General features: G+C 63.9%; 11 protein-coding genes and 1 pseudogene. 7 read left to right on the top strand and 5 right to left on the bottom strand.

Annotated elements, in window-relative coordinates:
• Window positions 1-79 precede the first annotated feature (79 nt).
• Complete coding sequence (locus R4P95_RS26830) at window positions 80-1,372, bottom strand: NADH:flavin oxidoreductase/NADH oxidase family protein (protein WP_317747053.1); 1,293 nt, start codon at window positions 1,370-1,372, stop codon at window positions 80-82.
• 107 nt (window positions 1,373-1,479) lie between these two features.
• Here R4P95_RS26830 and R4P95_RS26825 point away from each other — a divergent pair, with 107 nt between their 5' ends.
• Complete coding sequence (locus R4P95_RS26825; RefSeq protein WP_213576999.1) at window positions 1,480-2,088, top strand: TetR/AcrR family transcriptional regulator; 609 nt, start codon at window positions 1,480-1,482, stop codon at window positions 2,086-2,088.
• 240 nt (window positions 2,089-2,328) lie between these two features.
• Here the strand turns inward: R4P95_RS26825 and R4P95_RS26820 are convergent, their stop codons facing one another.
• Complete coding sequence (locus R4P95_RS26820; RefSeq protein ID WP_317747054.1) at window positions 2,329-2,973, bottom strand: maleylpyruvate isomerase family mycothiol-dependent enzyme; 645 nt, start codon at window positions 2,971-2,973, stop codon at window positions 2,329-2,331.
• Between the two features lie 266 nt (window positions 2,974-3,239).
• Here R4P95_RS26820 and R4P95_RS26815 point away from each other — a divergent pair, with 266 nt between their 5' ends.
• Together R4P95_RS26815 and R4P95_RS26810 are read left to right on the top strand one after the other, a co-directional pair.
• Window positions 3,240-4,349: a hypothetical protein gene (locus R4P95_RS26815; RefSeq protein ID WP_317747055.1), complete on the top strand. Its 1,110-nt coding sequence runs from the start codon at window positions 3,240-3,242 to the stop codon at window positions 4,347-4,349.
• A gap of 372 nt (window positions 4,350-4,721) precedes the next feature.
• The gene (locus R4P95_RS26810; RefSeq protein ID WP_317747056.1) at window positions 4,722-5,012 is read left to right on the top strand and encodes a hypothetical protein; all 291 of its coding nucleotides are present in this window, start codon (window positions 4,722-4,724) and stop codon (window positions 5,010-5,012) included.
• A gap of 133 nt (window positions 5,013-5,145) precedes the next feature.
• On the opposite strand, the gene R4P95_RS26805 is transcribed toward R4P95_RS26810, so the two are convergent.
• Both R4P95_RS26805 and R4P95_RS26800 read right to left on the bottom strand, forming a co-directional pair.
• On the bottom strand, window positions 5,146-5,841 hold the full coding sequence (locus R4P95_RS26805) for a class F sortase (RefSeq protein WP_317747057.1): 696 nt from the start codon (window positions 5,839-5,841) through the stop codon (window positions 5,146-5,148).
• Window positions 5,838-7,376 carry an ice-binding family protein gene (locus tag R4P95_RS26800; RefSeq protein WP_317747058.1) on the bottom strand — a complete coding sequence of 513 codons (1,539 nt, stop codon included), beginning with the start codon at window positions 7,374-7,376 and terminating at the stop codon, window positions 5,838-5,840. The genes R4P95_RS26805 and R4P95_RS26800 overlap by 4 nt, the downstream gene beginning before the upstream one ends.
• Window positions 7,377-8,050: 674 nt before the next feature.
• On the opposite strand from R4P95_RS26800, the gene R4P95_RS26795 reads away from it, so the two are divergent.
• Together R4P95_RS26795 and R4P95_RS26790 are read left to right on the top strand one after the other, a co-directional pair.
• Window positions 8,051-8,302, top strand: a complete 252-nt coding sequence (locus tag R4P95_RS26795) for a hypothetical protein (protein ID WP_317747059.1) — start codon at window positions 8,051-8,053, stop codon at window positions 8,300-8,302.
• A 253-nt stretch (window positions 8,303-8,555) separates the two neighbouring features.
• Window positions 8,556-9,173 (top strand): annotated as a pseudogene (locus tag R4P95_RS26790) (transposase); the annotation flags it as partial.
• Between the two features lie 284 nt (window positions 9,174-9,457).
• Here R4P95_RS26790 and R4P95_RS26785 read toward each other — a convergent pair.
• Complete coding sequence (locus tag R4P95_RS26785; protein ID WP_317747070.1) at window positions 9,458-10,078, bottom strand: TetR/AcrR family transcriptional regulator; 621 nt, start codon at window positions 10,076-10,078, stop codon at window positions 9,458-9,460.
• A gap of 122 nt (window positions 10,079-10,200) precedes the next feature.
• On the opposite strand from R4P95_RS26785, the gene R4P95_RS26780 reads away from it, so the two are divergent.
• Together R4P95_RS26780 and R4P95_RS26775 are read left to right on the top strand one after the other, a co-directional pair.
• Complete coding sequence (locus tag R4P95_RS26780; RefSeq protein WP_317747060.1) at window positions 10,201-11,211, top strand: Rieske 2Fe-2S domain-containing protein; 1,011 nt, start codon at window positions 10,201-10,203, stop codon at window positions 11,209-11,211.
• A gap of 57 nt (window positions 11,212-11,268) precedes the next feature.
• Window positions 11,269-12,360: a dihydrodipicolinate reductase gene (locus tag R4P95_RS26775; protein ID WP_317747061.1), complete on the top strand. Its 1,092-nt coding sequence runs from the start codon at window positions 11,269-11,271 to the stop codon at window positions 12,358-12,360.
• The last annotated feature ends 1,209 nt before the right edge of the window (window positions 12,361-13,569 follow it).

Genomic DNA, 13,569 nt, shown 5'->3' with positions numbered 1-13,569 from the left:
GGTGACGACCCGTCGTGTCGAGACGACGTGGTGGGTGCGGCCACCGATCGGGGAGGTGGAGACGAACCCGATCACGGGTTCAGCGCGCCGGCGTGCTCGGAACCGGCGTCGCGGCCGGTTCACGCCTGGTGGCGGTGAGCCATCGTGAGTAGCGACGGCGGGCCCGCCGCTGTACGCGCTGGTCGGCGACCATTGCCAGCGCCGGGTGCACACCGAGTGCCGGGTTCTTACCGGCCGCCATCCGGCGCATCTGGTAGCGCACCATGGCCATCTCGGTGGCCGCGGCGAGCGCCTTGTCCGACCAGGTCACCGGTTTCATCGCCTTGTCCGCCTCCCGTCCTTCGCGCCAACGGTCGGGCAGATCCGGGGTGACCGCCAACGCGGTTGCCATGCCGATCAGCTCGACGTTGTTGGCCAATACGCGTTCGGCGGTCTCCCGGCGCGAGATTCCGCCGGTGAGCATCAGTGGCAGCGTGCTGGTCTTGGCCATCTGCGCGGCCAGCTCGAGGAAGTACGCCTCGCGGGCAGCGGTGCGGCCATCGGCCGGGCGCCCGGACATGGCGGGGCTTTCGTAACTACCTCCCGAGACCTCGACCAGGTCGACACCTGCCGATGCGAGCATGCCGATCACCGCATGCGCGTCGTCGGCGTCGAAGCCACCCCGCTGGAAGTCCGCCGAGTTCAGTTTCACCGCGACGGCGAACGTCGGCGCCACCACCGCGCGGATTCCCCGCACGATCTCGAGCAGTAGCCGGGCACGGTTTTCGAGTGAACCTCCCCACTCGTCGGTGCGGTTGTTGACCAGCGGGGACAGGAACTGTGAGAGCAGGTAGCCGTGCGCGGCGTGGACCTCGACCCCGTCGAATCCGGCCGCCTCGGCGCGTTGGGCGGTGGTGATGAACCGGGCGATGGTCGCCTCGATCTGTTCGGAGGTCATCGCGACCGGCTGACCGAACCGCTTGGAGTGCCGGCCGAGTTCGACCGCGATATCCGAGGGCCCCCACACCACGCCGGGCATGTTCGACTCAATCTGCCGGCCGGGGTGGCTGATCTGCATCCACATCGCCGCGCCGGCGGCCTTACCGGCCTGCGCCCACGCCGCGAACGGTGCCAGCGGTGCCGCGGCATCGAGGACGATGCCGCCGGGACCGGTCAGCGCTTCGGCGTGCACCATCACGTTTCCGGTGATCAGTAGCCCGGCAACGCCGGCACCCCACCGGCGGTACAACTCGATCAGCCTTTCGTCGGGCAACTGCGCACTGCCGGCCATGCCCTCTTCCATCGCCGCTTTCGCGATCCTGTTGCGCAATGTCTGACCGGACCGTAGGTGAAGCGGGGAGAACAACCCGTCCGAGACCCAACCACTCGACATCTACAGACCTTCCCTCGTGAGCAATGTTTACGATGATCACATCATGTGTGCGCCGCTAACATTATGGGGCGATGTAAGCATTGTCAACACTTTGCTAGATTGGGGCCATGGCAACGACGACCCAGCCGTATCACCACGGGAATCTGCACAACGCGCTGGTGTGCGCGGCCGTGGAACTTCTCGAGGAAGACGGAGCCGCCGAACTCTCGCTCCGCGCCGCCGCGCGCCGCGCCGGTGTGTCCGCTGCCGCGCCCTACCGGCATTTCTCCGACCGCGATGCGCTGCTGTCCGCTGTCGCCGCGGTGGGTTACCAAGACCTGGGCGACCGGTTGGCTGCGGCGCATCCGGCTCCGACCACCGCCGACGATCTCGCCGCGATCGCCATCGCCTACGTTCAGTTCGCACTCGCACGCCCCGGGCTGTTCCGTGTCATGTTCGCCGAACCCTGCGATCCGACCAACCCCGAACGGGTGGCCGCGACAACGGCGATTCACGAGTACGTCAAAGCCATTGTGCAGCAAGCATTTCCTACTGCAGACCCGGACGCGATGGCAGATGCGGTGTGGGCGCTGGTGCACGGCCTGGCGTTCTTGCACCTCGACGGCAAGTTCGATGCCATCTCCACCGGGGCCGTCGCCGACCGGGTCCGCGCCGCGGTCCACGCCATCCTCGGTGCATCGGGCTCCTTCGCGGCCCCGCCCGACACACAGCCCTGAAACCCGTCTACATCCGATGGAGTCGACGATCAGTTGTCGGTGTCGCCACTGACGAATAATTCTCAACCTGCGAACGTCCCGCAGGAACCTCGCGACAGATCTGCTGGCCTCCACAGTGACGCCTATCGGAACGCCGGATGACGATCCGCTTACGGAAAGAGGGGCGGCCTGCCGCCGGCATGCGCTGGGTCGCCACTTCGTCCCGGTACGGGTCCGTCAGCGGAGGCTTCCTATGCGCAGTCAAGTTGTGCAGCGGTCCCGCAGTGTCGGCACGCCCGGCCCGGTGAGGTCGTCACAGTAGGCACCACGACCGGCCATGGCCATAGTGAGTGCCAGTGTCGTGCCGCTGACCATCGGTCCGGCTCCCGTCGTGAAGGGCCCGTCGGTCGCTTCGAGGCGAAGACCTTCGATGGTGCTCCGGCCGGCCACGGTGAAGTCCCGCCGGGCGTAGAAGCGGGCAACCTCGGTGACCGTCTCGACGGCGGGCGTGCGCACGAGCCCGAGCGGCCGCCGGATGTCCTGGGCATGCACCACCACCTCACCGAGCCACGCCGCGGTGGGCCCCGGCGCTGAGGTCGTGCTGGTGACGACCCGTTGGAACCCCTCGAGAGTTTCGGCGGGGGTCGCGCCTCGGTACTCGGCCAGGCGCCGGTCGTTGTGCAGGTCGAAGTCGAACCGTGCACCCAGGACACTGCCAAACCAACGAAGCGCGCCGATACTCGCCGCTGCCGTGAGGTGAGCAACGACCTCCTCGACCACCCACCGTCCGCACAGCGACTGCTGCGCCCACTGCGCCTCGTTAAGACCAGCGAGGTCATCGGCCAGTGCAACACGTTCGGTTGCGGCGGCAGACCACAGGGTGGCGCGAGTGAGGGCATTACGCACGGCGACCTCCAGGTTGGAACGGCTGATACCAATGAAGACTGCGCGTGAGCGCGAGAATCATCGGTCAATCGGTACCAAGGTAGCGAGTGCATGCGCCGCCGTTGCCGGACTGACCCCGGTATCCGGCTACCGATCCGCTTACGGAACGAGGGCGGTCTGCCGCCGGCAAGCGCTGGGTCGCCACTTCGTCCCGGTACGGGTTCCGCTTCCGGACGGTGATGATCGCCGGATTCTGTTCGGCTCAGGGACTCTATGGTGGTCAGCAAATGACTACAGCAGAAACCTTGTTGGCCGGCCCACGTGGGCGTCGGATGCTGCTCGCCTACGCGAGGGACGCCGAACGAACTCTGCAACCCGAGTTCCGCAGCGACTCGTTCGATTACGCGGTATCCCTGGCCTCGTATCACCTCGAGTCGGGTCGAGAAGGCGCACGCGTGCTGTTCGGGCCCGGCGCTGAAGAGGCTCGGCGGACCGTCCTCACTCCCGACGATGTGGCGCACCGCCTGTCCCAGGTGCCGCTTCCCGAGGTGACCGCAGTTGCACTCCGTTCGGCCCTCGCCGACGCGGTGGACGCGGCGCGCTACTGGCAGGACCCGGACGGTGAAGACATCCTCGTCGACGCCGAGCCCGTGAGGCGGGAACTTCGACGGGTCGCCGAGCACATCGCACGATCCCCGCATGCGCAGTGGTGGACAACGCCCGCCGCGACCGGTCAGTGGTTGGTGGGCGGGGGTGAGGACGGCACGGATTCCGTTGACACCACTACCGCAGAACTGTTGCGTGACTACCGTGATCGGACTGCCGCGGAGGAAGTGCGAGCCGAACGCGATCGACCGGCGGATCCGTCGGCGAACTGGTCCGGCTGGTGGTGGTCGACTCCACCTACACGGTGCTCGACCCGGCTGCTGTTCGACGGGACCCCAGCCGGCTTGTGGTTCGTCGAGGACAGCATGGGATGGGAGCGCGCCAACACGCGACGAGTGAATATCCCCGCGGGCGCCCGCGTGTACGAGGTCGACGGTGCGCAGGCGTGGGCGGAATTGTGCAGACTGTTTCCCGTCGAGGTCACCGCGCAGAAGCGCCACGATTGGTACCGCACCACCGGGCGATCAGGACGATGGTTCATTCCCGACTGGCCGCGGCTCTCCGAACAGTATGACGGCGTGCACCTCACCGTGGCGGGATACCTCGCCGCGGCGGGCACCGCGATCGCCGTCGACACCGACACCGACACCGCGAGTGTCATTGCGGGATGGGCGCCCGACGAGACCTATTGGCTCACCGATACCGTCACCCTCGACCGCGACGATTCCCGGACCTGGGTGTGCGACAGCAGTGGGAGGCATCCTGCCTGGGTCGAAGAAGCACACCACTGAGGACCGACCGGTATGAGATGGATGACCGGTCACCGATCCGCTTACGGGATAGGCATGAACGGCCGGCTTTTGTACGCCGCTCGGCGCCGATCTCGTCTCGGTGATGATCCCCAACCGGTAGTTGCCGGTGATCCACCGCGAGTAACTACTGCCGGGCAGCGTCCACAGGACGGCCGTGGACGATCAGCAGCGACGCCTGACCCGCCGCTCAGGATGACGTCATGCGCGTGGGTAGATCGTGGGAGTTGCGTCTGGAATTCCCCGCCGACCCGAGCCTTATGGCAGCGTTTACCTCAGTCTTGAATGCCCTGGCTGACGATATAGCTAGCGCCCCTGAGATGCGGAAATGCGACTCCCTCGGATGGACCATTCATGAGAAACCCGATCCCGGATGATGACGCGTCCGTCTATGGCCTGGAAGTGATGATGTCGCGATCCGGGCGGGATTTCTATGGGTTCGGGATGCCAGTCGATTTGGACAGTAAGGTCGTCGAGTTCACTGTCGCGGACGAGTTCCACACACAGGTGCTCGATGACCGTGTTCTGTGGCCGGGCGTCGACGGGAAAATTCTGTCACCCGGATTGATCGCTGGTGGGGTTGTTTGGCAGCATCGCGGACATGAGTACGCCAAGCTCGGTGAGCTCCGCTCAATCCTGGGTTAATTCGAGATCCCAGTTCTGACCGGCTCTGATCGGGTGAGTCCCGGCCAGGGATCCATCAGCGGCGCGTTCCTGTCCTGATGGCCCACCTCACGCGGTGTCGACGACCCCTCGAAGGATCTGGAGAGCCTGCTGGTCATTTCTGGGTGGCGACGGCCGGAGTGATGTCGACCAGTGAGGTGTAGGCCACGACGTTGGACAGGTAGCTACGGGCATGGGGGTCGAATTCCCCTCCGCAGGTGACCAGTTGCAGTGTTTCGTCGCCGTGTGAGCCGTAGACCTGCTCGGCCGGAAACTCGGTCTTCGGATATGTCTCCACCTTGGTGACGGAGAAATGCGCGGTGCTGCCGTCGGCGAGACTCACCTCGACCGAATCTCCCGCCTGCAGATTCCTCAACTGGTAGAACACCGCCGGGCCCTCGTGTGAGTCGACATGCCCGAGGATCACCGCCGATCCCAGCTGCCCCGGAGCGGGCCCGAATTTGTACCATCCCGGCTTGTCGAAATCGGTGGGCACCTCCACTGTTTCGTCGGGGTTGAGGCCGAGCGTGATGAGGGATTCGTCCACTCCCAGCTCGGGGATCCGCAGGGCGACCGGCGCCGGGCCGGACACCCCCTCGGAGGGTGCCGGCACGGTGTCGGTCACCGTTGGCGGTGTCAGCTGCGGATCACCCGAATTCTGATAGCTGCGCAGGGCGAGGACTGCCGTCGCGATGAGCAGCAGGACTGCGGCCAGCACCCACCAACGTTTCGCCCTACCCATCGTCGCCTCTGTCCCTGGCCACTCCGGGCCCGGGACTTGCTCTGGCCAATCGGGGTTCGGCTCGCTCATCGCTGCCGCCTGCGCAGGCGAAGACTCTGGCCAGCCGCGACACCCGACCCGGCCAGGGTAAGGCCTGCGAGGTAGAGGAGTAGCACGCCGTCATCGGAGTGGGCAGTCGTGCCGCCTGCCCCTGTTTCGGGGTGCCCCTTGGGGATGATGTACCCGTTGCCGCCAGGGCCGCCCTTGCCGCCTCCGCCGGGTCCACCCTGCTCACCGGGTCCGCCCTGCTCACCGGGTCCACCCTGCTCACCGGGTCCACCCTGCTCACCGGGGCCACCCTGCTCACCGGGTCCACCCTGCTCACCGGGTCCACCCTGCTCACCGGGGCCACCCTGCTCACCGGGGCCGGGGCCGGGGCCGGGGCCAGGACCGGGACCAGGACCGGGACCAGGACCGGGACCAGGACCGGGACCAGGACCAGGACCGGGGCCCTGATCTGGGCCGGGCACACCGGGAATGCCGGGCACACCGGGCACACCGGGCACACCGGGCACACCGGGCACACCGGGAACGCCGGGCACACCGGGAACGCCGGGCACACCGGGAACACCGGGAACACCGGGAACACCGGGGGGAATCGGGATGGGAATGGGGATCGGGATCGGAATCGGGATGACGGGACCGTTGGTGACGGTGGTCAGCGTCGGTGCCGTGGTCGTGGTGGTGGTCACCGGCGGTGTCGTGGTCGTCGTCGTCGTCGTCGGCGCCGTGGTTGTCGTTGTGGTTGTCGTCGTCGTGGTGGTCGGCGGTGCCGTCGTGGTGGTTGTCGTGGTCGGCGGCGGTGTCGTCGTGGACGTCGGCGGCGGTGTGTCGCAGTCGGGTCGGGTGATGGTGTTGTTGTCCAGGCTGACCTGGCCGTTGCGTGCCAGTACGCGTCCGGTCACGGTGGTGCCGGTCTGGACCGAAATCGAGGTCAACGCCATGATGGTGCCGACGAAGGTGGTGTTGGTGCCCAGAGTCGCCGAGCTACCCACCTGCCAGAACACGTTGCACGGAGAGGCCCCGTTGATGAGGGCGACCGTGCTGCCCGACGCGGTGATCAACGTGGATCCGGCCTGGAAGATGAAGACCGCGTTGGGATCACCCTGCGCATCGAGAGTGACGGTGCCGGTCAGGCCCATCGGGCCGGCCGTGTTGTAGGTGCCGTCGACCAGGGTCAGGCCGCCGAGATCGGGGGGCGCCGCCGCGGTGGCCGGTCGGCCGGCCGCGTCGTTGTATGCCGTGGTCAGATCGGATTGGGCTTGTAGTGCAACGGCATCGGCGACGTGTTGGGTGCCGTTGATCACCGTTCCCGGTGGAAAACCGGTGACTGCGGTGCCCGGGCTCACCCCCAGGTCTCCGGAGACGACGGTGGGGCCGGTGTTGGTGACCGCTTGGCCCGCCAGTACCGCGAAGGAGGCGGCGGTCCCCAGCCCGACCGGGGGATGTGCCGCGGACGCCACCCCACCGAAGATCATCAGGGCCGCGGCGGTCGCCGCCGCGATCACAGCGACGAACCAGCGGCGCGGAGAACGCACCTGCGTCGAATTGTGCACAGATGTCACGAAATTTCCCCTCACCGTGGAGCGGTTGATAGCGGGAATGATTCGCAAACCAGCCGGTCCAAGTCAACGACCCGGTCGGCGTGTCGCTCGACTGGACAATTCTCATCCCGGATAGCGAGCGTGCTCGTCGCGGTAATTCCCAAAACGGAGAGCGGATCGGAGAATGAATGGACTCACTGACGCTGGAGAATGCATGTGATTGCTTTCCATAGGGATGTAGCTCGTGCGTCCGACAAAGAGGCAGATGCTCGCATCGTGCCTGGTGGACGGCTTTTACGTTTTGGTTGGACGTCCAGTACAATGAATTGCATGCTTGCTACCAAGCTACATTGCATTGCTATTTCAGACTTCTAGTCTTTTTTTTGCCGATCACACCTTTTATTCGGTCGGTAAATGAGCCACTTACCAGTCGACGGTGAGGTTTCACGCCATTCTTTTGTGGTAACAATGTACATTGTCTGCAAGTGTGCTATTTTCCTACGCGTCAGCTTCAAGTTTCGGTCCCGGCTCGGTCGTGAATGTGTGTTCCACAAGCATTTTTGTTACTCGGCGTAACCCTTAAGGCGGTGTCTGCATGCCGGTCCTTGCGATTGCTGGGATGGGTAAATGGGTACGGAACGTCGGAAGGGTCTCGCCGATCTCGTCGACAGCTACCTCATCGGTTCGCCAAGGAGATGAAGATGTCCAAGGACCAACCCGCGGAAACATGCGAAAGCCCGTTGTCGAATGCGGCCCCCGATGGCGACTCGGATTCACTCGTGCCACAGTTCGCTGCATCGTCCGGGGGCGCTACCAGGCTCCCGCAGTTCTCCGCCCGCCTGGACCCCGACTTACTGCGGCAGGTGAAGATCGAAGTAGCCACCCGGGGTACGACTTTGCAGGCAGCGACGGCCGAAGCATTCAAGCTGTGGCTGTCCGCGAAGTAGCCCATCGAGGAGACCTCTGTCCGCGGTTCGGCGACCCGCAGGAGCGGGTGCCGTTCCGGATCGATTACCTTGCAATTGGTCTGCAGCGGACCCATCCGAGGCCGTGAGGTGCGTCGTTTCTCGGTGACTGCGCACTCCTCTATCGCTTCTTCACTGCCCGGTCCTGCCCCCGAAGAACGGCTCCGGATGACCACACCTGAGCCGAAAAACAGCGGACGCACTGCTCGACACCTACTGCGACTCGATCGACGACGACAACGTCTGGACACCCATCGAATACACCAACGCTATCAACGACGAGGACACCGCCACCTGGATCTCGCGTGCGGAGGTCGCCGAGGTACCGTTCACCGCGTTCGCCTCCCAGAGAAGAGCCCGCCGGATCCCCGGGCGGCTGGTCGTGCGCCGCATCCCCGACCTGCGACCGAAGAAAGACCAGGACCAAGGCACGTTGTTCGACATCTGGCGGTTCCACGCATTCTTCACCACCACCGACCCCGACGACCTCGATACCGTCGCCGCCGACAAGCTCCACCGTCAGCACGCGATCATCGAGCAGGTGCACGCGGACCTGAAGAACTCCGCGCTCGCGCATCTGCCCTCGGGCCGGTTCACCGCGAACGCGGCCTGGCTCGTCTGCGCCGTGATGGCGTTCAATCTGACCCGTACGGCCGGCACCCTCACCGGTGATCGGCGGTTGGCGAAGGCGACCACCGGCACCATCCGGCGCACCATCGTCTCGGTCCCCGCACGGATCGCCTCCTCCGCCCGGAGGTTGGCGCTGCACCTACCCACACATTGGCCCTGGGAAACAGGATGGATAACTCTGTTCGACACCGCATTCGGGCGCTCCGATCCGATCATCGTCTAACGCCCGCGATACCTGCCCAGCCTCGACGCGAAAGAGCCAGTGGAACAACCCGACATGACAGGTCGGACGATCACCCACGCCCGTAACCTACTCGCTGCCGCACAACGAAACTCAGCACGGACACATCAGTCGATCGGCGCATTCGGGCTTAGAGTCTGCGACGCCTGCTTCGATGTTGATCCGCCTCGGTGGGCTGGGCCTAGACGTCGTCTGGCAGGTCAAGGGGTGCGCAAGCTCAACGCCTCGCAATGGGGACTTAAAAGGATGCAGTGCCACAGCGGGTTTCACTGCTGTTGCAAGTAGGAAACGACTGCGTTGGTGAAACCTCGTCGTACTAGGTCGAGGTCGACATAGGAACCGAGTTGCTTTTCGGAGACGATGCCTCGCATCGCGCCCGGGATGAAGGCGGCGACCTCGGCAACCCGTTCCGGGTCCACATCAAGTCCGGTAAAAGCGCGCCGGCAGGTGTCTAGCCATGATTCTCTCCACGAAGCGAATTCCGCTGCAGTGAGGGGAAATAGGCGCTCAAACTCTTCGCGGTCGCTAGGCATGGCCGCGCGCAGTGTTTCGATCGCGCGAGAATCGGTTCCGGCCAGACCGTCGTACAGGTTGTCCACTATTGCGGTCACCCGTTCTCGCAGCGGCGCACTCAGTGGTGCGCTGGCGGGCATGTCTCCACGCCGCTCCGCCGTGCGCCGCAGCACCGCCGACCACAGACCGTCGATGTCGCCGAACTGGTACTTGATTGTCCCCCAGGTCGCGCCGATATCTTTCGCGATGCGGTTTCCTGACACTGCGCCTGGATCTCCCGACGCCAACGACCGAATTGCAGCGTCGAGCAGACTCTCGCGGGTCGCCAATCCTCGCTTGTTCGCCCGCCTCGCTGCAACGTCCGACTCGGTCATCTGAACCATGTTAGTGGTGTTGACGCCGCCTAGGGGCGTCGGCACAACCGAAGTCGTAGAGGTCTCTTCCATTTTTTCAAAGAAGCCACTATGTTTGTGTGAACTCGTGACAGGAGAACGTGATGGCGCAGACACCGTTGCCCATGACACCGACCGGGTGGTTCCAGGTGGCATGGTCCGCAGAGGTGGTCACCGGAGAGGTCCGGCGGATGAAGTACTTCGACACCGAGATGATCGCGTGGCGCACGGCGACCGGACAGGTCACCGTGATGGATGCCTACTGTGAACATCTCGGTGCGCATCTGGGTTATGGAGGCACAGTCGATGGTGAAGTCCTCCGCTGCCCGTTTCACGGTTGGGAGTGGAACACCGAGGGACGCAACGTGTGTGTCCCGTATGAGAAGCGCCCGAACAAGGCCCGCAGAATACGCACTTACCCTGTCGCAGAGCACAGCGAGTCGGTGTTCATCTGGTATGACGCCGACCGCCGAGACCCCTATTTTGAGGTCACGGACGTTCTGTCAGGTTTCGACGACGGCCGCAGCGCCGAGAACTACTATCCGGCGTTCGGTCACAGCACTCTGTTCGAGCACGCCCTTGAGATTCACCCGCAGTACGTGATGGAGAACGGTGTGGACTTCGCCCACTTCAAATATGTTCACAACACTCCGCTGGTTCCCGAGTTCACCCGCCACGATTTCGATCAACCCGTCTCGTACGTCGACTTCACGATTGCGTTCGACGATGTACCCGCCGACCAGGTCAACAGCGGTGTCCAAGCCATCAACAGTGGCATCGGCGTGGCAGCCACCAAGAGTTGGGGCATGATCGACAACCGCACACTGACCGCAGTCACCCCGATCGACAAGACGACCTCCGACGTCCGGTTCACCGTATGGATTGGACGCACCCCCGGCGACGCCAGCGATCAACCCACACCTCGGGCGTTACGCCACGCGGCGGGTGTCATCGAGCAGTTCCAGAACGACATCCACATTTGGAAGCATCAGAGGTACTCCGACCCGCCGGCGCTTTCGCCCGCAGAGTTCGAGGGCTTCACCGCACTTCGCGAGTGGGCCACGCAGTTCTATCCCGCAGACTTCGACCCGCGCGCGGCTACCTCGCGCGGATAGCCACACATAGGCGCAGCGATCCATCCCCACTAGATGGCAAGAAGGGCCACTACACCGATGACCAGTACCCAGCCCACACCCATTCGTGTCTTCCAAGTCGCCACCGGCAACGTCGGGTCGGAGATGATCAAACGGATCGGCACCCACCGCGATCTCGAACTCATCGGCTTGCACTGTTACACCCCAGAGAAAATCGGTCGTGACGCAGGCGAACTCGCGGGTCTGGCACCCATCGGAGTGACCGCCACCGGCACCATCGACGAGATCATTGCCGCCAAACCCGACGTGCTGACTTTCCTCGGCGTCTTCCCGGACGAGGAACTGTACGAGAAGGTACTCGAGGCTGGCATCAATATCGTCACCACCGCTGACTTCATCACCGGGCATCACCGTGACGAAAACCATCCACATCCCTCAGGCAAGAAGGTGACCGAGGTCCTCGAAGCGGCCTGCCAGCGCGGCGGATCGACGTTTTACGGGACCGGAATGAATCCGGGCCTTAATCAAATCCTCGGCGTGGCAGTCTCTGCTGACGTCGCCGAGATAGAGAACATCATTACCCTCGAATCGGTCGACGTCTCCTGCCACCATTCCAAAGACACCTGGATCGAGGTCGGCTACGGGTTGCCTGTGGGCGACCCGAGCATCCCCGGGAAACTCGAGAAATACACTCGGGTCTTCGCCGACAGCGTTTTGATGATGGCCGACTGCTTCGACCTCGAACTCGATGAGGTCAAGTTCACCTACGAACTCGGTGCCTGCACCAAAGATGTCGATCTCGGCTGGTACCAGATGCCCAAAGGATCATTGGGAGCGAACTACATCAAGTATCAGGGCATCGTCAACGGCGTGCCGCGCATCGAAACGCACCTCGAGTGGCAAATGACCCCTCACACAGAGCCAAGTTGGGATATCAAGGGCTGCTACATCACTCAGATCACGGGCGACCCCAACATCTACAACAAGCACATGATCTTCCCCAAAGCCGGAGTCGATCTGTCCAACCCGGACAACTTCGCGTCCATCGGGATGACAGTGACCGGCCTACCTGCACTGAACTCCATCCGCAGCGTCATCGCCGCGCCACCCGGCATTCTCACCAGCGCCGACCTTCCGCTGCGTGGCTTCGCCGGCCGGTTCAAGAAGTAACGGCACCCGCTGCGGTCGCCGACCCCTCACACAGGTGTCGGCCACCGTACACGACTGGACCTGTCAAATGGTCTCGGCCTCGTGCACGAGATAGCGAGCGAACGCTTCGACAAACAGGTCAATGTCCATTTGATCGGTCCACAACGACTAGCCCGTAGGGTGCTGCCGACATGATCGAGGTGGCCAGGGCGACTTCATCTTCATCAGCTCCGACTGCGCCGGGACGCCGGCCACACTCTGGTGCATATAGTGCCGCAAAGTCCGGACTCGAAGCGATGGCCGGGCAGATGCGGATGGAACTCGAAGGCTCCGGCGTACGCGTGAGCCTGGCCGGGACCAACCAACACAGGTTTCGGCTGGTCCGCGCCTGCCGAGGTACTGGAACCCCTCCTCGAAGACTGGACCAAGTGGGGGCTGGCCCGCCACCCTTATATTCTGCGCTCCATCGACATGGCCGCCGCAATCACCACCGCCATTACCACCCCACCGGGCAGCCACCTCGTACTAATCGAAGTACAACCAGGCGTACCCAAACGCGAAGAATCCGCCATCCCTGCTCTAGCAACTGATAAATCGCCTCGGCGGCAGCAAGCACGTGACGAGCGGGAACCGGACCGTCGGACTGACGCAGCGTAGCCGTGAGCATATATTGCCGATGTCATCATGCGCCGTCACGCATTTCGTCACCCGGGACGTATACAACCTTGGTTAGAGGCTGTTCGACCGGAGTCACACCTCAGAGGTAAACACCGGCCGCCGCGCCCGTTTGCCATCACAGCTTCCGCAAGCCCGCCAACCAAATCGTACACAAAGTGCAGCATTGTCTAGTCCATCGCGCCGTCGGCAGACCCTGCCCAGGGTAGGTCTGGCCCCTCGCCACCTGCCGTCGGTAGGCGACTGGTGTACAAACTGCTGTTAGCAAGCGTGATTGGCGCCCTGGCGCGGCGACATTCGAGAACTTGTCTCAATCCATGAGAGCACTTTTCCCAATTCACCACCGGCCCCTTGACCGCCGTGCAATCATACAGTCGGCTAGAAAGTGTTCTATAGATGGTCTGTGGTCGTATACAAGCGCAGATCCAGGGATAGCGACAGGAGACGGTATATGCCGCGAGGGTGGCAGGGGAATCCTCCTAAGAACGTCGACGAAGCGCGTTCACGCATCGTCGACGCCGCGATGGGGTGCGTCGCCCGCAAGGGCCCCGCCAA

Origin of the sequence: Rhodococcus sp. IEGM 27 (assembly GCF_033142305.1) — a bacterium.
GTDB lineage: Bacteria > Actinomycetota > Actinomycetes > Mycobacteriales > Mycobacteriaceae > Rhodococcus_F > Rhodococcus_F oxybenzonivorans.
This window is presented reverse-complemented; position numbering and strand designations above follow the sequence as displayed.

Excerpts from the sequence above, each read along its gene's own strand:
- R4P95_RS26825 (WP_213576999.1), top strand. The coding sequence starts at position 1,480 with ATGGCAACGACGACCCAGCCGTATCACCACGGGAATCTGCACAACGCG.
- R4P95_RS26795 (WP_317747059.1), top strand. The coding sequence starts at position 8,051 with ATGAAGATGTCCAAGGACCAACCCGCGGAAACATGCGAAAGCCCGTTG.
- R4P95_RS26815 (WP_317747055.1), top strand. The coding sequence starts at position 3,240 with ATGACTACAGCAGAAACCTTGTTGGCCGGCCCACGTGGGCGTCGGATG.
- R4P95_RS26775 (WP_317747061.1), top strand. The coding sequence starts at position 11,269 with ATGACCAGTACCCAGCCCACACCCATTCGTGTCTTCCAAGTCGCCACC.
- R4P95_RS26830 (WP_317747053.1), bottom strand. The coding sequence starts at position 1,372 with ATGTCGAGTGGTTGGGTCTCGGACGGGTTGTTCTCCCCGCTTCACCTA.
- R4P95_RS26810 (WP_317747056.1), top strand. The coding sequence starts at position 4,722 with ATGAGAAACCCGATCCCGGATGATGACGCGTCCGTCTATGGCCTGGAA.
- R4P95_RS26805 (WP_317747057.1), bottom strand. The coding sequence starts at position 5,841 with ATGAGCGAGCCGAACCCCGATTGGCCAGAGCAAGTCCCGGGCCCGGAG.
- R4P95_RS26785 (WP_317747070.1), bottom strand. The coding sequence starts at position 10,078 with ATGACCGAGTCGGACGTTGCAGCGAGGCGGGCGAACAAGCGAGGATTG.
- R4P95_RS26780 (WP_317747060.1), top strand. The coding sequence starts at position 10,201 with ATGGCGCAGACACCGTTGCCCATGACACCGACCGGGTGGTTCCAGGTG.